This window comes from Methanogenium organophilum (assembly GCF_026684035.1).
GTDB classification, from domain to species: Archaea; Halobacteriota; Methanomicrobia; order Methanomicrobiales; family Methanomicrobiaceae; genus Methanogenium; species Methanogenium organophilum.
Genome location: NZ_CP113361.1, coordinates 1,201,312 through 1,221,383, shown reverse-complemented (window position 1 = coordinate 1,221,383; position 20,072 = coordinate 1,201,312). Strand labels below are relative to the sequence as shown.

At 51.5% G+C, this 20,072-nt stretch carries 16 protein-coding genes; 9 read left to right on the top strand and 7 right to left on the bottom strand.

Annotated features, from left to right (window positions below):
* The first annotated feature begins 27 nt into the window (after window positions 1–27).
* Together OU421_RS06160 and OU421_RS06155 are read left to right on the top strand one after the other, a co-directional pair.
* Window positions 28–831, top strand: coding sequence for a hypothetical protein (locus OU421_RS06160; RefSeq protein WP_268187741.1), 804 nt, complete (start codon window positions 28–30; stop codon window positions 829–831).
* A complete protein-coding gene (locus tag OU421_RS06155; RefSeq protein WP_268187740.1) occupies window positions 828–1,391 on the top strand; it encodes a hypothetical protein in 564 nt (187 codons plus the stop codon). Before OU421_RS06160 ends, OU421_RS06155 begins: the two co-directional genes overlap by 4 nt.
* 11 nt (window positions 1,392–1,402) lie before the next feature.
* Here the strand turns inward: OU421_RS06155 and OU421_RS06150 are convergent, their stop codons facing one another.
* Window positions 1,403–1,882, bottom strand: coding sequence for a peptidylprolyl isomerase (locus OU421_RS06150; RefSeq protein WP_268187738.1), 480 nt, complete (start codon window positions 1,880–1,882; stop codon window positions 1,403–1,405).
* An 84-nt stretch (window positions 1,883–1,966) separates the two neighbouring features.
* Here OU421_RS06150 and OU421_RS06145 point away from each other — a divergent pair, with 84 nt between their 5' ends.
* Window positions 1,967–2,437 carry a hypothetical protein gene (locus tag OU421_RS06145; RefSeq protein ID WP_268187737.1) on the top strand — a complete coding sequence of 157 codons (471 nt, stop codon included), beginning with the start codon at window positions 1,967–1,969 and terminating at the stop codon, window positions 2,435–2,437.
* A gap of 118 nt (window positions 2,438–2,555) precedes the next feature.
* Here the strand turns inward: OU421_RS06145 and OU421_RS06140 are convergent, their stop codons facing one another.
* Entirely contained in the window at window positions 2,556–4,694 is a 2,139-nt protein-coding gene (locus tag OU421_RS06140; protein ID WP_268187736.1) for a PAS domain-containing protein, read from the bottom strand.
* Window positions 4,695–5,071: 377 nt separating this feature from the next.
* Between OU421_RS06140 and OU421_RS06135 the strand changes: the two genes are divergently transcribed.
* The 4 genes from OU421_RS06135 (at window position 5,072) to OU421_RS06120 (ending at window position 10,044) form a co-directional block, all read left to right on the top strand.
* Complete coding sequence (locus OU421_RS06135) at window positions 5,072–6,568, top strand: sodium-dependent transporter (protein WP_268187734.1); 1,497 nt, start codon at window positions 5,072–5,074, stop codon at window positions 6,566–6,568.
* 59 nt (window positions 6,569–6,627) lie between these two features.
* Entirely contained in the window at window positions 6,628–7,305 is a 678-nt protein-coding gene (locus OU421_RS06130) for a HisA/HisF-related TIM barrel protein (protein ID WP_268187733.1), read from the top strand.
* A gap of 124 nt (window positions 7,306–7,429) precedes the next feature.
* Window positions 7,430–9,358, top strand: coding sequence for a sensor histidine kinase (locus OU421_RS06125; protein WP_268187731.1), 1,929 nt, complete (start codon window positions 7,430–7,432; stop codon window positions 9,356–9,358).
* 44 nt (window positions 9,359–9,402) lie between these two features.
* Window positions 9,403–10,044: a histidine kinase dimerization/phosphoacceptor domain -containing protein gene (locus tag OU421_RS06120; protein ID WP_268187730.1), complete on the top strand. Its 642-nt coding sequence runs from the start codon at window positions 9,403–9,405 to the stop codon at window positions 10,042–10,044.
* 179 nt (window positions 10,045–10,223) lie between these two features.
* On the opposite strand, the gene OU421_RS06115 is transcribed toward OU421_RS06120, so the two are convergent.
* Complete coding sequence (locus OU421_RS06115) at window positions 10,224–12,890, bottom strand: hybrid sensor histidine kinase/response regulator (RefSeq protein WP_268187729.1); 2,667 nt, start codon at window positions 12,888–12,890, stop codon at window positions 10,224–10,226.
* A gap of 246 nt (window positions 12,891–13,136) precedes the next feature.
* Between OU421_RS06115 and OU421_RS06110 the strand changes: the two genes are divergently transcribed.
* Window positions 13,137–14,222, top strand: a complete 1,086-nt coding sequence (locus OU421_RS06110; RefSeq protein WP_268187728.1) for a DMT family transporter — start codon at window positions 13,137–13,139, stop codon at window positions 14,220–14,222.
* 322 nt (window positions 14,223–14,544) lie between these two features.
* On the opposite strand, the gene OU421_RS06105 is transcribed toward OU421_RS06110, so the two are convergent.
* Both OU421_RS06105 and OU421_RS06100 read right to left on the bottom strand, forming a co-directional pair.
* Window positions 14,545–14,928: a response regulator gene (locus OU421_RS06105; protein ID WP_268187727.1), complete on the bottom strand. Its 384-nt coding sequence runs from the start codon at window positions 14,926–14,928 to the stop codon at window positions 14,545–14,547.
* Between the two features lies 1 nt (window position 14,929).
* Window positions 14,930–16,159: a sensor histidine kinase gene (locus tag OU421_RS06100; RefSeq protein ID WP_268187726.1), complete on the bottom strand. Its 1,230-nt coding sequence runs from the start codon at window positions 16,157–16,159 to the stop codon at window positions 14,930–14,932.
* Window positions 16,160–16,353: 194 nt separating this feature from the next.
* Between OU421_RS06100 and OU421_RS06095 the strand changes: the two genes are divergently transcribed.
* Window positions 16,354–18,492 (top strand): sensor histidine kinase, encoded by a 2,139-nt coding sequence (locus tag OU421_RS06095; protein ID WP_268187725.1) that lies wholly within the window; start codon window positions 16,354–16,356, stop codon window positions 18,490–18,492.
* Between the two features lie 68 nt (window positions 18,493–18,560).
* Here the strand turns inward: OU421_RS06095 and pdxT are convergent, their stop codons facing one another.
* Complete coding sequence (gene pdxT, locus OU421_RS06090) at window positions 18,561–19,154, bottom strand: pyridoxal 5'-phosphate synthase glutaminase subunit PdxT (RefSeq protein ID WP_268187724.1); 594 nt, start codon at window positions 19,152–19,154, stop codon at window positions 18,561–18,563.
* Window positions 19,144–20,040 carry a pyridoxal 5'-phosphate synthase lyase subunit PdxS gene (pdxS, locus tag OU421_RS06085; protein ID WP_268187722.1) on the bottom strand — a complete coding sequence of 299 codons (897 nt, stop codon included), beginning with the start codon at window positions 20,038–20,040 and terminating at the stop codon, window positions 19,144–19,146. The genes pdxT and pdxS overlap by 11 nt, the downstream gene beginning before the upstream one ends.
* Window positions 20,041–20,072 lie beyond the last annotated feature (32 nt).

Sequence of the window (20,072 nt, the reverse complement as noted above, 5' to 3'; positions counted from 1 at the left end):
AGATATATCATAAACGGTGACTGAGACATGAGACTATCCTTTGTATTTCTGGCCTGCCTGGCGGCAGTTGCTGCCCTCTCCGGAACGGCCGCAGCGTATCTGATATCGTTTGATGCCCCTTCCTGGGTCGCTGCTGGAGAACCCATTCTGGTGACAGGAACCAGTACCTATCCGCCGGGTGCTCAGGGTTCCGTCATCGCTTACCGGGCGATGCCCGGAAATATGCCAGTATCCGTTGACTACCAGGTATTTACCGCCGGCCCGGACGGTGCCTGGACAGTCACCTTCGACACAGACGGATGGATGGCGACTACATATAAACTGGAAATCGCACAAAACGACAATTATCCCCTCGGTTCATCCTCGGTCACCTACCGTTTTGTCGAGGTGATAGACCGGTCGCAGGACTGTGTGGTGACAACCCCTGCGACCCAGTACTGGGAAGGGGACATCACCATCTCAGGCGTTGCCCATTCACCCGATGGCGGCCACATTCTCATCGATATCTCTGACGCCTCCGGACAGGACATCAGCGGAATAGTTCCTGTTTCGGTTGCAGCAGACGGCTCCTTTTCCCTCAGGTATGCAGTACCCGGCCCGGGAACCTATACCATACGCTATTCCGATGACAAGGGTTTTCTGACCTCAGGAGAGGTGACCGTGCTCCCCGCCCCGGCGATTACGCCGGTACCCCCCGTGACACCCGTACCTCCTGCAGGGGAAACCGGCACAACACCCACACCGTCAACACCGGCACCACTCGCAGGGCTCCTTGCCGGTGTGTTCTGTGCAGGATACGGCCTCCGTCAAAGGAGGGACATGCAGTCATGAAACTCCTGCAGTACTGCATGCTTGCTACCTGCTGCGCACTTCTCACGGGAACTGCTGCCGGATATGCGATCGCATTTACCGCAGAGCCCGCCGAGACGATGCCGGGAGGCGTCGTGACCATCAGCGGAACCAGTAATATCCCCTCCGGATACACGGACGAAGCAATCCTCTACCGCGAAGTCCCGAACTATCTTCCAAAAGAGGCAGGCCGCTACTCTTTCACCACTGCCGAAGACGGGACTTGGGGATTTACCATTGACACCACCGGATTTCAGCCTGCGATGTATAAAATTCAGCTTTCCAAATCGGCGGAGTACCCGTACGGCTCCTCAGCGGTGCTGATGCAGACCTTTACGGTCACCGCTCCACCGGAGACGGTGGTATCTGCCACTCCCGACACCACCTCCCTGCCATCACCTGTCGCCACCCCGGTTACGACGGTCACCCCTACAGATTCTCCCACACCGACCACATCACCTGCAGGTGCCATGACAGCGATCGCTGCAGCTGGCATCAGTGCCCTCGGATGTGTATATGCACTCAGAAGACAAAACGAGTAAAAAAGAAATATTTAGAGAATTGTTGCCTTGGTGATGACAACGTCCTCTACCGGCCGGTCATTCCTGTCGATGCGGGAGAGTGCAATGGCGTCGACAACATCCATGCCCTCCACCACTTCACCAAAGACGGGATGTTTGGACGGAGTCTGGCGGTCATCAAAGTCGAGGAACTTGTTGTTCACGAGATTTATGAAGAACTGGGAACCACCGCTGTTCGGCTGGCCGGTGTTGGCCATTGAGATGGTGCCCCGGGCGTTTGAGTGCCCCCTGACAAACTCATCTTTGATCGTGTAGCCGGGCCCGCCTGTGCCGGTTCCCTTTGGACAGCCACCCTGGATCATAAAGTTCCGGATCACCCGGTGGAAGATGATCCCATCGTAGAATCCCTCCTCGACGAGTTTTTTAAAGTTTCCTGCAGTGATTGGCATATCATCATAGAGTTCAATGATGATGTCTCCCTTGGTGGTTTCTAATTTCACTCTTGTTGGCATCAGGCATATCTCCTTTTGCTATGCAGGCACGGTGTATAATGCACCTGTATTCTCAGTCATTTTGTACCGGACAGATAAATAATCATGGGTGGCGGGAACAAGCCCACCGCAACACCCATAACGATCCTCTTCCCAACATGGAAGCAGATGAAATGGTATATCCCCCTGATCATCATCGCCAGTTTTCTGATACTGCTGGCCATCTTCGGCGAACCCGGTGCCCCCTCTCTCACCTACGGAACAGAGGTGACACTCACCTCTGCAGACTCTGCAAACCTCACCGCAACCTATACCGTTGTTCTGATGGTGAGAAATATCGGAACAGCTACAGCAGACAACACGATTGTCGCAGTCTACGTGAAGACACCTTCCAATGCCCCTGAATGGCAGCAGACAGAACTCATCTTTCCGGTCGGCCGTATCGGCTCAAAAGAGGAGAGGACCTTCACAAACAGCACCACCCTCACAGTGGGAGAAGAAACCTATGCTCTGCTCGAAAACGGCACCCCTCCAGAGATAACCGTGGTCGGCACCTACTCTGATGTCTTTTTTTAACTGAGCAGGACCTCATCATATATTTTCTGCCACCTTCGTCCCGGTCTCCGGCCGGTCAGCCGGGAGGAACGTTCAGTACCTCAACGACCGGACAATATCACCGGACATAATGAAAAAATCAGGATTCATCATCGGAGCGATCCGGTTTCCAGTCATGGTGTTTGCGCAGGAATTCCCGGACCTTCTCCGACTCCAGCCAGCGCTGATCCAGTCGCCGGACCAGTTCATTGATAGTGGCAATCTGTTCGTAGATCCTATCGGCGTAGATTCCCTCGTCAAGTTCCGTATACCCAAGGATCACCATCAGCGGATTACGGATTTCATCATTAAGTATGGCCAGATGCTCCAGGTTTTGTTCTATCTGCTCCAGTGTCTCACACTGCTGCCGTCTGAGTTCAACAATACCGGTGATATCCTCCAAAAGAACACCTGCCTCATTCTCTTTTCCGGTAGCAAAGGCGGCAATCCTCAGGTCTTTTCCCAGGATATCGGAGTGGAATTCTACGGGTTCTTCAGCACGGTCTTCATTGATACGCTGCAGAATCTCCTCCCCCATCTTTCCTCCCCCGGGCAGAATGTCTTCGACCAGACTGTTGGACACATCTTCAGAACAGATCTCTGTGATCTCTGCAAACGCCGGATTTACTGTGAGGAACCGGATATCACCACCCTCATATCTCCTGATGAGAGCAAAACCGGTGTTCATACTGGTAAAGAGGTCCCTGTACTGCTTTTCACTGGTACGCAGAGCCTCAGCAGCGGCCTCACGATCCGTAACGTCCAGAGCGGTCGTAACAATTCCAATGGGTACCCCACCGTCATTGAGTACCGGGCTTGCCGTCACTTCGGTGATGGTACCATCAGCGGCAATAACCGTACCCTGCACGGGGCGCCTCCTCACGAGTGCCTCAGGTATCGGACAGCCGTCACAGGGCTGCTCTTCACCGTGGACAACGGTATAACACAGACACCCTTCCGGTATCCCGTCTATTCCATCCGTGATCCGCCGGCCGGCGGCATTCGCCCAGATGATATGATAGTCGGTATCAAGATAGAAGACAGACTCTGCGACAGCATTTAATATCAGGGTTTTTTCTCCTTCAGACAGAGCAAGTTCCCGGTTTTTCCGGTCAATTTCATCGATCCTCTCCTTTAATTCGGTAACAAGAATCGTGGTGCTGTCGGCAATTTTCGAGAGTTCCGGAATTCGTGCCGAGCGAATTTCATGATCCAGATCCCCGCCGGCGATGATATCAATGTCATCCACCATCCTGGTGACCGGCTGGGAGATACGACGGGACACAAGAATGCCAGTCAAAGCGGCAATTGCAAGTCCGAGCAGCATTATGATACCGTACGTGACAAGAGCCTGGGCGGCTGCCATATCCCGTGACTCCGTCGTATACTTCACCTCCGCATAGAAGTCCATGAGGGAACGGACCGGTGAGGTGGTATCCTCAATGTCAACGCTGATATAGCGTGTCTCTGTCTGGTTGTCCCTGTCAGAAACAACCACAGGTTCGCCCGTATCCCGTACCTGGCGCAGGATGGCAATGGTCGCATCATCCGCACCGGTCTCTCCGATACCGGTGTTTATGTTAAACGGCCCGAATGATGAAGCATAAAACCGGATATTGGTTACCACGGGATGAGCATCGGCAAGGTCGGCAATAATTTCATCGTACGTGAAGATACGCTGCTCATGTGGCATTTCCTCCATATTCAGGCTCATCTCAAGAACATAGTCGTGGTCTGGTGTCGGCAAATAGGCAAACTTGCGCAGCACTCTTGTATGGTCCACCCCGCTGCCGCTGCGGTCCGGCACAAAGATATCTCCCTGCCGTATTCGAGTGAATTCCTGGAAGAATAACGGGATTTTGCTGAAATCAACCCCCATGTCCGGTGCATAGGTAGTATACTCTATCACACCGGCCGAATTGACAATATAAAGGTCCACCTCCGCTGTAGCATACTGTTCCATCTCATCTTTCAGGGAAAATAGGTCGATTGCCGCAGGATTGCTACCGGATGCCATATACACATCCCGAAACTTTTCCAGACCGTTTTTCAGCTGGCCGTCGAATGTGGCCTCATAGATACGATTACCCCGGTCAATCAGATTTGAAGAGACAGCGATCTGTTTCTCTGCTGCCTGCTGTTTTTCCTGAAAGGCATACTCAATGTTCTCAATGGCAGAGAAATATGAGAAAACACAAAAGACAACAATCCCGATAGCAAGCGCTGCGATAATGGTCAAAGAGAGGATCCTGGAGAATGAATAGGGGCCCTTCAGAATATTCCCATCCTATGAACAAATGTTAAGAGATGATAGATAACTCTTTTGTTTTATTAATATCCATTTCAGCAGTATTTGAGAGTTAAATGGTGAATATTCGCTCATATCGGACAAATCAGATTAATTTAATATGAGAATCAAAATACGAATTATCTCCCCTATACGCTGATCATCAGGCAGAATACCAGGCAAGTGCCGCATCACGACAGGAGGCCATTCATGCAGGTATCCAAGCGTTCATTCCAAATGAACCACATGCATACGTTTGATAATATTTAAATTTCGAAACATCTACAATTTTATATCCATTTGCGAATTTACAAAAGGATTGGTGTACTATGGCAGAACGAACAATGCATTGGAGCTCACAAAGGCTCTTTATTCTTGCAGCCATCGGGTCAGCAATCGGGTTCGGCAATATCTGGCGTTTCCCGTACGTCGCGTATGATAACGGTGGTGGGGCATTTCTAATTCCCTACTTCATCGCACTCTTCGTGGCAGGCATCCCCCTGATGCTCCTCGAACTGGGTATCGGTAATAAAACAAAGGCGGGTGCCGCACAGGCATTCCACGACCTCGTCGGCAGAAAGAAAGAATGGATCGGCTGGCTGGCCGTCATCGTCGCCTTCATGATCGTCGCGTATTATGCGGTCATCATCGGCTGGGCGGTTGATTATGCCTTTTTCTCCCTCGACCTCGCCTACGGCGCGGGCCCGGAATCATTCTTCTTCAATGACTTCCTTGCGATTACGAGCGGACCCTTCGAACTGGGGGCCATCAACATGATCATCGTGGGAGGACTCGCGATCGTCTGGCTCTGGATTTATTTCTCCATCTTCAAGGGCGTGCATTCCGTCGAAAAGATGGTACTCGTGACGGTCACCGTCCCGTGGTTCCTCATCATCCTTTTCGTCCTGAACGGGTTTACCCTCCCCGGTGCGATGGACGGGCTCGTCTACTATCTCATGCCCGACTTCGGGAAACTGCTTGACCCCAATGTCTGGATTGCGGCATTCGGCCAGATATTCTATACACTCTCACTGGCGATGGCTATTATGATCGCCTATGCCTCCTATCTCCCGGAGAAAGTGGACATCACCAAATCGGCCATCACAATCTCGCTTGCGAACTGTTTCACCTCCATCTTTGCAGGTCTTGCGGTCTTCACCACCCTCGGGTTCCTCGCACACCAGTCCGGTGTGGCGGTCTCTGAAGTGGTCACAAGCGGTATTGGGCTTGCCTTCGTCGTCTATCCGGCGGCCATCGCTCAGTTCCCGGTCTTCCCGCAGGTGCTTGGCATTCTCTTCTTCGTGATGCTTGTCACCCTCGGTGTCGACTCGGCATTCTCCCTTACAGAAGCGGTCTCCACGCCGATCTTCGATGAGAAGCCACACCTGAACAGGTCCCTGGTCATTGGGGCACTCTGTGTAATCCTCTTTATCATCGGCCTCTTCTTCACTACCGGAAGCGGGCTCTACTGGCTCGATATCATCGATCACTACATCAACACCTTCATGCTGCTGATCATTGGCATCTTGGAGGCCGTGGTCATCGGCTGGATATTCGGTGCCGAACGCCTGAGGGAATACCTGAACGGCCTCTCGACATGGAATATGGGTTCCTGGTATGATATCTGTCTGAAGGTAATCGTGCCCGTGATTCTTATCGTGCTCCTCGGGCTCAACGTAATTTCCGAGATCACCGAGCCCTACGGCGGATACGATCCCCTGGCACTCGCCATGGGATTCACCCTTGTTGTGGTAATGGGCACACTCGCATCCTACGTCATCGCCTGGGTGATCCAGTTGAGGCGCGGCGAGGCTCAACCAGACTGATCCCTTGGGATCAGGCACATGTTTTTGCCCACGGGCATCCTTTTTTTATCAGAATTTGTATGGATATTCTGCTTGCAATCGACATTATGGACGGCTTTGTAGTCCAGGGACAGTCCGGTAACCGCTCAGGCTACCGCCCCCTTGACTGGGGACTCGTGCCGGATGCAGAACCTGCCGCATATACTGCGGCGATGAAACCGGTCTATGGGTATGTGGCTGACCTCGATGGCGTGGAGGGTACAGGGACGGACAATGAAGCGTCTGTCCGGGCCTGCTGTCACCTTCTCAAAAAGAGTTATGTCAACCGTGGCCGCCGTGCATACACTGTAAGTGAAGAAGACCGCAATGCAGGTATTTTTCCGGTAATCTCCACTGAAACAGGCGGAAAGAACCTCCCCAAATATCATGGGGGGGCACTCACCGTTGACCTAAAGTGTGACCGTGTCTATCCAACAGGGGAATTACCGGCAGCATTCCTGAAGACCGCCAGTGACTGGGATTATGATGTCTGCATCGTAATCAACCTCGGCTCTGTGGGAACAGAAAGCGGACTGCCCACCTATCTTTCTGAGATGCGTTCCGCCTATGAAGGCACCCTCTTTTATGGCGGAGGTCTGGCCTCTGAGGAAGATCTTGGACGAGTGGCTGAAGCCGGGTATAATGGGGCACTGGTCGCAACGGCTGTTCACCGGCATGCCATCCCATTAGATGCCGTTCAGCGCGGATATTACCCATAAGTGCCTTCAGATATCACAAATACAAAAAATATAGATATTTATAGCCATAACAAAACGAAACATTTCAGCAGATTAATCTTTTGGTAAAAAGATAAACATTTTAATAGTTCAGGCAGGAATGCGGATGACCAAAAAAACAGCACGATTTGATCTTAACCTCTCCATCGGGACAAAGATCATGATCGTCGTTTTTTTTATATTCACCATCCTCATCTGCACTTGTTCCTACCAAGGGCTTGCTACCGAAAAAGAACGTATCCTCGACTCATACTCAGAGCATATTGAACAGAGCGAGATCGCCATTACAACAGCCGTTACACTGGTATCCCGTGGGACGATGGTGCTCAGTTCCATATATGACACACCAATGGCTGACGGGCTAAACCACATGAAGGCAGCTTATGCGGCGGCAGGCAATGATCCGGCAGGGATGGACCTCTGGATCCTACGAGACCAGATTCAGGAGAATTTCACCGATGAGGTGCATCTCTATATCATTGATAAAGAGAATGCGATCATCGATACAACCGATATCGTACATCTGGGCAGAGATTTCTCTGAGTATCCCACCATCGCCGAACGCCTTACTGCCATTCGGAAAGGGACAACGTATGTTGGTGACCCATGGGAGCGGAGTGTCCTTGACCCTGAAACCATTCGAAAGTATGCATATCTCCCCACACCCGATCACCAATATATTCTTGAGATCGGCCTCTATAATGAACAACTGGCTGATCCGGATACACTATACTTCTCGTTTGGTGATGTCACAGACAGTCTTGAGACGGCTGATAATAGCATTGAATCCGTCCTGATTGTCGGCACCAACGGTGTCTTTGTAGAAAAGAGCCCGGAAGAAATGGAAAAATGGTATGCAAGCCACCCGTATATCAATCAGGAAGAGATCTCCACTGCTACCGCACAGGTACTCCGGACCGGAGAAGGGATCGAAAAGACCTTTCCCGACCAAAAACGACTGGTACACATCTTCTACATCGATCCGGGACATGGCACGCACATGCCGTCAGACAAGCCCTATTCCGCACTGGTGGTCTACTCTACCGAAGAACTCAGTAACTCACTCTCAGAGACGCTTATACGATATTTGCTCATTCTCGTGGTAGGCCTTATTTTTGCTGCAGGGATGGCCTATATCGTTGCCTACACACTCGGTCGACCGGTAAGAATGATCGCAGAGGATGTCGATGAGATTGCCAAAGGGAACCTTGCTCATGAAATCAGACGTACAAACGGATTTGAACTCAGACAGCTGGAAGACTCGATTCGGATTCTTGTCATACGACTGGGAGATGATCTGACCGAGATACATAGACAGAAACAGGACCTTGACACAGAACTCATAGAGAAGAAAGAGGTGGAGAGACGCCTCAGGGATGCCAACCGGAAACTCTCCCTCCTCTCCACCGTCACACGCCATGACGTCCTCAACCAGCTTGGTGTTCTCGGGATGTACTGTGACCTCATGGGAGACATCACTGATCGCTGCCCCGGCCTCTCTGACTACATTTCACGGATGGAGCATTCCCTGAAAAAAATTGAACGTCAGCTCACCTTTGCCCGCGATTATGAATCGATGGGTCTCGAAGATCCAAAGTTCCAGTTCCTTTCTGATGTGGTTGAAGATGCCATTGCATCCCTCCGCGCTCCTTATCTACGGTTTTCGGTGGAAACGGACGGAGTAGAGATCTGTGCCGACAAAATGCTTGAGAAGGTATTTTACAATCTCTTCGAGAACGCCATCAGACACGGGGGAGAGGAACTCTCGGATATTGTTGTGACATTTACCGGCATACCGGGGGAAACCGGACATATCACGGTGACAGACAATGGAAATGGAATTGCCACGCCAAAGAAGGAGAGGATATTCCAGCAGGGATACGGATCAAATACCGGATACGGACTATTTCTGGTGCGGGAGATCCTCGCGATAACCAACATCAGCATCCGCGAATGTGGAACAGAAGGCAAGGGGGCCCGTTTTGAGCTGGACGTTCCACCGGCTTCATGGCGCCTAAGCAGCGGCACCGAATGAAAAACATCCACATATTTTTCCCCTGTCAATGAAGATCTACTCACATGGACAGGCAGGCGGGAAGAGAAGAAGACCTCCATCCCGATAGGGCAGGGGTGCACCGCGGGGTGGCAGATGATCTTCGAATCATCAGTAGTCTCTTTGAAATCCGCATGGCGCAGGTGAAAGATGAAGAGGCACTGTGCATTCTTCGTGAACTGCAGACACTCACCAAAGTTATGGCCATCGTCCACGGCACGATGTATATGACAGGCACTTCTGAAGGTGTGGGCGCCCAGCTACTTTTTGAGAAAATTGTGAAATCTGTCCGCCTCACATACTGTACCGGAACATGGATTGAGTGCACTGTGGACTGCAAAAATACGGTGCTTCCTGCAGCCTGTGCCGTCCCCTGTGGATTCGTTCTGGCTGAAATCATACGGAATTGTGTCCTCTGCTCATTTGATGGTGTTGCTGAGGGAAGAATTGACATATCCCTTGACGGACCTGACAAAGACAGATGGTATACCCTTATCGTTGCAGATGATGGGTTTCCTGAGTATGCCCTTTCCCGTGAAAACGCGGAAGAGGAGGCCATCAGTATGCCGGTTGCTGAACATATCGTACGGTATCGGCTCAAGGGGACGGTTACGCGGCGGGAGGATGAGGGAGTCACATGGACGGTACGGTTTCCGGTTACCGGTTGACGGTAGATAGAGAAGGGGGCAGTTTAGCCTCTGAGACATAGTGAAGGGACCAGCAGAAACGGGACTGACCGGTAGTGGTTTTAATTACGTGGCTTTGGAATGGGTCACATCGATCCGTGCCCCGTTCCGCTTCGCACAGAACCAGAATAGAGGGAGAGGTATTCAAAAGTGATCTATTGTTACCGTGGATGTGCGGCATTCTTCACCACCCGCCACCCACTGGGAGGCACCACCAACTCAAAACGGGCCCCCTCTCCTTCGGTTCCGCACTCATATATCGTGATACCGGTTATTGCAAGAATCTCCCTTACCAAAAAGAGGCCCATCCCGGTATTGCTTCCAAATTTATGTTCAAATATTTTCTCTTTCAGATCAGCCGGCACACCTGCACCGTTGTCTTCCAAGATGACCGCGAGCCCTCCTGTTTCTGTGAGAGAACAGATTACCGTTACTGCAGAAGCATGTTTCCCATGACGGAGGATATTGTCCATCAGGTTAAAAAAGACTTTATTGAGCAGGGGATCTGCAAAGACCGCAACACCGTCACAGGAGAATGAAACAGATAATTCTCTGCAATTCAATAGATCAGCAGCAGCATCCCGGAGCGAGATCCAGTTTGGTTCATTTCGTCCGAGCTGCTCATACTCACGGGTAAAGGCGATTGTCCGCTCAATAGAGTGGGCTGCCCGGTGCATCTTCTGCAGGCACTCCCCAAGTGGTGGTGCAGGGTCCATCTCTTCTGCGAGGGTAAGATACCCGTCAAGAGCCATTGCCTGGTTGAGGATGTCGTGGCGGGTGATCCCAGAGAGGAGCTGCAGTTTCCGGTTCGCGAGGCGCAGGGCTTCTTCGACCTGTTTTCGTTCGCTGATATCCACATGTGTGCCCACCATTCGGAGTGGCTGCCCCATATCATCCATCTCCATCACCCTACCGCGGGCGAGGATCCAGAGGTACGATCCATCCTTTTTGCGCATACGGAATTCTTTATAATAATCTGTCTGCGTGGCAAGAGCTTCCCGAATGGCAGATTCGGCACCATCACGGTCATCCGGGTGCACAAACTCCCACCAAACGTCATAGGTTGTTGCAAACTCCTCAGGTTCATAGCCCAGCATCCGCAGATACTGCGGGCTGAAATAGGCCGTACCATCAGAAACATTCCAGTCCCACAGCCCGTCATTTGCGGCATCAAGAGCTAACGATAATTGTTTTCTGCTCTCCCGAAGGGCATGTTCAATGACTCTCCACTCCGTTATGTCTTCTGCGATGCTGAGAAGGACAGTCCGTTCTCCCCACTGTGTCACGGAAAGGTGCACAAAAAGGGGCAGAATACTCCCGTCCTTGCGGTAGTGTTCTGTCTCAAATACTGTTTCGCCTGCTGTTCTCACTTCCTGAAAATGTGTATCAATCCACGCCCGTGATGCCGGGACATCAAGGTCATCCAGGGTGAGCGCCATAAACTCATCCCGCATGTATCCATGCATCGCGAGCGTGCGTGCGTTTACATAGATAAACCGCCCCTCATAGTCGTGGACAGTAATTGCAGATGGAGCTGAATCCACCATACGCCGCAGAATTTGGTTTTCCTCCTCTGCCTCCCGGCGACTGGTAATATCAATTATTACGGCTACAAAAACCGGAGGCGAAACAACATGGGAGAGGTGTACATGCGCTTCAATGGGATACTCGGTTCCGTCCTTGCGTCGGTGCATCGTAGTGAAACAGACGATGTCCTTTTCCCCGGAAAGCAGGGGAGCAACAAGCTCCCGGAAGGACACGTCCGTACACTCCGGTTTCAGGTCAACTGGTGTGAGAGATCTGAGTTCATCCATCGAATATCCCAGATTCTCCCGCCCGCCGCGGTTCACATGTACAAACCGGAGGGTAGTGGTGTCAAAGATATAGATCTCGTTGAGGGAATCATCCAGAATATTTCCAAAGAGCGAAAGGCGGCTACGGATTTCCTTAAGCTCCGTAATGTCCGTGTGGGAGGCAACTGAACGAAGAGTTCCCGGAATAAGACCAATTGTCATATAAATCAAACGTTCACTGCCAAAACGGTCCAAAAACCGGAATTCATAATGTTCCGGGACATGCTCCGACACACGTCTCCGGGCGCGGTGGTACTCCTCCAGGCGGGCACGGTCATCCGGATGCACAAATCGCGACCATTTGATACACCCCTCAATCTCCTCCCGGGAAAATCCTGCAAGCTTTGCAAAAGCAGCATTCACAAGAGATATGGTCATATCCTCCTCGAGTATTGCCGTCGCAGAGCCTGTATTAGCAAAAATTGCTTTATATATTTGTTCAGACTCCCGGAGGGCCTGCTCCATCTCGACTATTTTCTCTTCACGGATATTTAGTTCCTCAGAATAGATCGCCAACTGTTCAGAGGAACAACGGAGTTCGTTATATGTGTTGCGAAGGATCTGATCTGTGCGACAGCGCGAGACGGCACGGCGGATCTTATGCACGAGATCGGCAAACTGGGGCTCCGGCAATCCCGCCTTCTCCACATAGTAATCAGCACCATTATTGAGCGCCTCGATAACGATCTCCTCACGACCTTTTCCGGTAAAAAGCAGGAAGGGCAGGTCACCGTATGTTCTACGGATGTACTTGAGAAATGCAATACCATCCATGCCCGGCATCTGATAGTCAGACACGATAGCATCAAACTTATCTCGCACAAGCAACCGAATAGCATCCTCTGGATTGTCCACCGTCGTTACATGGATACCGTCCGCCCTTTCCAAATATATTTTTCCGATCTCCAGCAGGGCAGGCTCATCGTCCACATAAAGAACTAAGATAGGGCCATCTGTTTCCTGCATGGATTTCATATTGTGGAAAGTCTGCAATATAAACCTTAAAACTAATCCATTAGCATTCAGATATTCATATATATGATTGCTCGAACCCATGAATTAATTATAAATACCATTCAGAATGGCGAAGCGTAATGCAATCTAAATTGTGCGCGGATAGAACAGGAGAACCACTGATATAAATTCATCCTGTTACCAAGGTCCCTGCTTGTTAATCCTGTTGCACCGGTATTTTCGTCCGGCAGGTGCAATCATTCGGTAATGACAATCAGTGAGGGCACCCGCGGTGTGCTTTATATTCTTGCAGCAGCGTTCTTTTTTGGGTCTGCCGCACCGCTCACCAAGCTGCTCCTCATGAATATTGCACCCGTCACGCTCGCCTCTTTGCTCTATATGGGAAGCGGGATATTCTTTGCCGCTTTCTGGCTCGTGCGCAAAACATTCTTCACGGAAAACCATACCCGCGAGGCCCCGGTCGAACGACGGGACCTGCCGTGGATTGCCGGGTCTGTCCTCTCCGGATCCGTCCTTGCGACATTGGTGCTGATGGTCTCCCTGCAGTACACCTCTGCTGCGACTGCAGCCGTTCTCCTGGGATTTGAGGCGGTCGCAACGACGATGGTGGCCGCTCTCGTCTTCCATGAACCCGTAGGTCGCCGTGTATGGCTGGCTCTCACCTGTATCACCGCCTCCTGTCTGATTCTTGCCTGGGACCCGACAAGTCCGCTTGGCTTTTCCGTTGGCGCCCTGGGTGTCATTCTCACCTGTTTTCTCTGGGGCACTGACACCAATATCTCCCGCAATGTATCCGGAAAGGACCCGATCCAGCTGGTCGCAATTAAAGGACTCTCCGGTGGTGTCACACTTACGGCAATCACCCTCGTTCTTGGACAACCCTATCCAGACCTGCCCCTTATTTTCGCCGGTATGGCCGTGGGCATTCTTGGTTTCGGCGGGATTATGACGATCTGTTTCCTCCGGTCTCTCCGTGTGCTCGGGGCGGCAAGGGCCGGTGCCATCTTCTCGACAAACCCGGTATTCGGTGTCATTGTCTCACTCCTTATATTCCGTGAACTTCCCGAGGCGGGATTTATCATCGCATTCATCTTTATGGCAACAGGCACGTGGCTTCTTGTGTCAGAGAAGCATTCGCACCGCCACACCCATGACGCACTGCGCCATTCCCATCGTCATACCCATGACGACCTGCACCACGACGACCACATCCACGGCCCGGAGGCGCCGCCGGTGAATAAAGAGGGGTATCATTCACATCCCCACTGGCATAAACCGACGGAGCATGAACATCCCCACCGGCCGGACCTGCATCACCGGCATAAACATTGAACTTCCCTCACTTTCACCCCCCCAAAGAATTCGGAAACCAGAAATCTTTGGATCAGCCCTATGGGATGCACTGAGAATGGTATATCTTAACCTGTTAGCTGCGAGCACACTATACAACACAGGTTTTGTATACCATAAGGCGGTGCAATTAAGGTTCTGGTATCTTCGTTCAGCAACAAAGCCATTTCGTACCGCAGTTAGCGCCTAGGACAGACACAAAGCCCGAGCTCAGCTAGCAAACGAATCAAAAATAATCAGGCTGGGGACTCACACATCCGGAGGATCATGCCACCCGTCTTTCATCCCGCTTTGCCTTCCCTCACTACCCGGCCCGGACCTTCTCTTCTGCCGCTTCCAGAGTCTTTCTCAGTTCCACTTCCCGAAGCGGTTTTACAATATAGCCCAGCGGATCAATATCCAGCGCACGTGACCGCATCTTCATATCCGAGTAGGCAGTGATAAAGATCACCGGAACCGAGAGCTGATCCCTCAGCATCCGGGCCGCCTCTATACCATCCACCTCTCCTCTCAAACGGATGTCCATAAGTGCGATGTCCGGTTTTTTACTGGAGGCAATTTCGAGCGCTTCTGCTGCAGTGTCCGCCACACCACACACCTCATACCCAAGTTTCTTTACCCGGTGCTCAATATCCATCCCGATGATCGCATCGTCTTCAACAACCAGTACCCGCAGGTTTTTTTCCATATCAATACTCCTTCGACAATGAACCTGGCGCCTCTTCCCGTTCAATAAACTGGATCATATAACTGGTGCCGTTCGTATTGGAGATCTCCATCGTCCCGTTCAGTTGGCGGTCAACCAGTGTAGATACAAGCATCAGGCCAATGGAGCGCTCCTCACCTGAACGATACCTGTCATGGATACCGATTCCATTGTCTTTTACCGATACAACAACACGGTTGCTATCATCCTTCACAATCGTGAGGGCGATATGGCCTTCACGTCCATCCGGGAAGGCATGTTTAATCGCATTGGTAACCAACTCGGAGATGATGATGCCAAACGAGACGGCTGTATCGAGGCCAATCACGACACCCGGGGCGTTGACAGAATACTGAATCTGCTCCCCAGGCACCCGGTATGTAACAAAGAGGGACTCAACCAACTCATTAACATACTCTTCCACCCCAATATGCATGTGATCCGGCGAGTCATGGAGATTATCGTGGACTAAGGCAAGAGCCTCAATCCTACTCTGTGTCTGCTGGACAATCCGCTGTGCATCCGGGTCCTTGACCTCCGTGGTCTGGAGATTGATGAGACTGGAAATAACCTGGAGATTATTCCTTATACGCTGGTGAATCTCCGTTAGGAGCTGATCTTTCTCTGCTAGTGCTAACTTCAGATCCTGTTCTGTGCGTTTCAGATCTGTAATATTCTCGAGAATAACCGTGGCGCCCGGCTGCCCATCATCAAAGACCGTTGGGATCATCTTGATTAAAAATGAGAATTCCTCACCTTCCGCTTCCCACCAGAGTTCACGAGACAGGTCCTGCCCGCGGAGCACCTCCTCGAAGATATGCGGGTCAATTGCATCGGTTAACACCGGAAGGTCACGATCCAGAATCGAGGTGCCAATAAGTTCCTCCCGCGTGTAACCGGAGAAATCAACATAGTTGTCATTGAGCTGCACAATCCTCAGGTCTGCATCCAGAACAATAATGCAGTCAGAAGAGAAGTCAAGCATTGCAGAGATGGGTACCCGCTGCGATAGGAAATAGACCTTTGCTACCCCAACAGACCGCATATCAACATGCCCGGAGACGAGAAGCATATTAAGGTACTTTGATACCGAATTCCGGTTCATATTGAGAATCCGTGAAATATCAGTTATAGAAAGCCCCCGGGGTTCATTCTTCAGAAGCTCTTTTACCCTTGAAAGCTCCCGTTTACTCTCATCAATTTCAAGCGCCATGCTGTTTGCTCCGTACGCGTTAGTATATTTGCTCCTGCTATATAATGGTGTTCTCTTTTGATAGGCACTATTGTATTTTTTATTGCATTTTTATCGGAAACGGACCATACTGTCGATGATTATCCTAGCATAGTGCCGTCCCGGACATATGAAAATATCACGTGCATTTAATATGAGAAAATCAATGGGTATATATGGAGGATACCGAAAAGCCCAGGATATATACCGCGGAAGATAGTTGGTGGCACCTGAATTTCTGGGTTGCCGTCATCCTCACATTCAGTATCATATCGGTTGCGATCATTCTCTATGGAATTTCCATCGGGATCACCAATCTGACGCCATACCTCTTTCTCATCCCCATCATATTTGTAGCCTACCGCTATCCTGAACGAGGAATTTCATTCTCACTCATTGTCGGGATCCTTAATATGGTCCTGCACTACCCTTTCATCAGGCTGCTCGCAGAACCATATCTCGTCTTTGTCAATTCAATTGTGCTTGTAGGTGCAGGTGTTGCAATATCCCTCCTTTCAGGAGAATTAAACAAAGAAAAAGCCCGATATGAAGCGATTTTTTCCACCTCACAGGCGGGAATCCTTCTCATCGAGTACCCGGGGCTTGTCATCCGTGAAGTGAACAGCCGCCTTGAACGAATGCTTGTTTATTCACCGGGAGAATTGCAGGGAGCACATCTCAGCCAAATCTGGAAGGATGGAAACGAAATGGAGGCGTTTTTCTCTGCCATTTCAGATGTCCGGTCTGCTTCAGACGTGGAGACGCGGCTTCTCCGCAGAAATGGGGAAGAGGTCGTAGTACTGCTCTCAGTGGGTAGTGGATACGGCAAATCGGTTGTCCTTACGGTGACTGATATCACTGCCAGAAAAATTGCCGAGAAGGAACGTGAACAGGAACGCCTGCGCTCACAAACATATCTCAACACCGCAGGTGTGATGCTCTTTGTGGTAAAGGCAAACCACACCATTGCGCTCGCAAACCGACGGGCAGACGAAGTGCTGGGAACGACTGAAGAGTTGATTATCGGCAAAGACTGGTTCTCGTCCTTCCTCCCGGAAATAATTCGGGAAGAGGAACGTAACAAATTTAACAGAATACTCACCGGAAAACGGGTGGAAAACGATTCTTTTGAATACCCGATCCTGACCACAAAGGGCGAGAGGCTTATTGCCGGACATTTCACCGCGCTCCGGGATGAAAACGGCCTTGTCACGTCGGTGCTCTATTCCGCTGACGACGTCACGGAAGCGCGGAGGATGCAGGAGGAGATCCGCCTCTCTGAAGCAAATTACCGAACCCTCTTTGAGGTTGGCGGTGCAGCAACCGCAATTTTAACGAGGGAGGGGATCCTGACCCTCATCAATACCAGATTTGAACGCCTCAGCGGATACACCAAGGCCGAAGTGGAGAATCGGATGAGGTGGTATGATTTCATTCCTGAAAGAGAGCAGATACCCGGAAAAAAGGGTGAAGAATCGGCGCACCCGGCTATCCGGTGGCCTCCGGAGATCGATGCGGGCGGAATGAATGCAATGCAGCCACGGGAGTATGAAGTACAGTTTCAGCTCCGGGACAAGACATACAGGGACGTGATCATATGGACGTCGGCGATTCCCGAAACAGACCACTATGTGGCTTCAATCCTTGATATTTCCTCGCGGAAGAGGGCAGAGGATGAACTGCGGCGTTCGCTGCAGGAGAAGGAGGTACTCCTGAAGGAGGTGCACCACCGCGTCAAGAATAATATGCAGGTCATATCGTCTCTGATCTCCCTGCAGTCAGACAAGATCTCAGACCCCGAGAGCCTGGAACGACTCCGTGAAAGCCAGAACCGGATTAAATCCATGGCATTGGTGCATGAATCCCTCTATCAGTCGGAGAATCTCGCATCCATTGACCCGGCCGGGTACCTCAGAAACCTCTCATCCGAGGTAATTGCCTCTTACTCCCTCGATACAAATATCGCGGTGGAGTTGGGAATCACCGTCCACGTAATGGACATCGACACCGCACTCCCATGCGGACTTATCGTTAACGAACTCATCTCAAACTCGCTTAAACACGCATTTAAAGGGAAGAAAGAGGGAAAAATCACAATTGAACTGACTGAGACGGACGAAGAGTACATCCTATCGGTCAGGGATGACGGATGTGGCCTGCCCGCTGATTTTGACATTGCCAGGCTCGACTCGCTGGGCATCAAACTCATTAATGTCCTCACCCGTCAGATGCGCGGCACGATAGAAATCGAGACCAGCAGACCAGGTGGTGCGTTTACCTTCCATATCCCACGGACGGCAATAAACCATCATTGACATCCCTGTTTAGCGTGGACCAAAAAAAGGAAGGGGAAGGTCCATCGCCAGCACCTGCTTATATTGGACTATGGTGCAGTTGCGTATGCACGCAGCCGTTCCAGAAAGAGTAGGTGAAGACGGAGGTCTCCACCCAGTTCGGGATGGAAGGAGAGGCCCATATGCGGGCCCTGAACAGCCCCGACAATATGGTCGGCGTAGCAGAGTGGTGTCGCTTCCGGTCCGACCGAGACAATGACCGGCGCCCGTATGAAGTACCCACAGAATGGCTGATCATCACCAGCTATTGTTACCGCCATTTCGCACGAATCGCGCTGGCGGCCAAACGCATTTCTCCCGACCGCGATGTCCATGATGCCCAGTGGTTCGACCCGCGGATCATCAACTTCACGGCCAATAAGCACCAGACCGGCACAGGTTGCAAAGATGCCTCCTTTGAATGTACGGAGCGGGCCGTACATATTATTTTTTTTTAGCAGATGGGATATTGTTGTGGACTCCCCGCCCGGGAGCACAATCGCATCACAGAGCGGGATATCCGCTGCTTTCCGGAAAGGGAAAACATCACCCCCCTCCCCCAGAAGAGAGAGGGCAGCTTCAAACGCCCTTATATGCTCGGAAACATCACCCTGCAGGGCACAAACCCCAATTTTAATTCCCACGGAACCGGAGCACCTCATTTTCCGGCAGGGTATGGATATCAAGACCCCGCATCGGGTCACCAAGGCCACGGGAGACCTCAGCAATGACGGATGCATCGTCATAGTTGTTGACCGCTTCAACGATGGCCACTGCCATCTCTGCGGGTGTCTCTGACTTGAAGATGCCGGAACCCACAAAGACACCGTCACAGCCAAGCTGCATCATCATCGCCGCATCACATGGTGTTGCAATACCACCTGCGGAGAAATTGACAACCGGAAGACGGCCGCGTTCGGCGCAATCCTTCATAACCTCATACGGAGCCTCAATGGCCCGTGCCCGGGCGGCGATCTCAATATCGTTCATGCCCTGCAGCTCGTGAATTTCAGAGGTTATGGCCCGCATGTGCCTGACAGCCTCAACTACATTGCCGGTGCCAGCCTCACCTTTGGTCCGAATCATCGCAGCACCCTCGTTGATACGGCGGCATGCCTCACCAAGATTACGCGCACCACATACGAAGGGTACGGTGAATGCGGTCTTTTCGATGTGGTAGTCCTCGTCTGCCGGTGTCAGTACCTCTGACTCGTCAATCATGTCAACACCCAGTGATTCCAGAACCTGCGCTTCGACAAAGTGCCCGATACGCGCCTTTCCCATCACCGGGATGGAAACAGCCTCGATTATTTCTGCGACCTTGGCCGGATCCGCCATCCTGGCAACCCCGCCTGCCTTACGAATGTCAGCGGGGACACGCTCGAGTGCCATCACGGCAACAGCGCCCGCCTCTTCTGCGATGGCTGCCTGTTCTGCATTCACAACATCCATGATGACGCCGCCTTTCTGCATTGCAGCAAAGCCGCGCTTCACGAGTTCAGTCCCGAACCTGAGCTCTTCAAGTTTCATTGTCTGTACGTCTTGTCGTGTAACCGAATAAA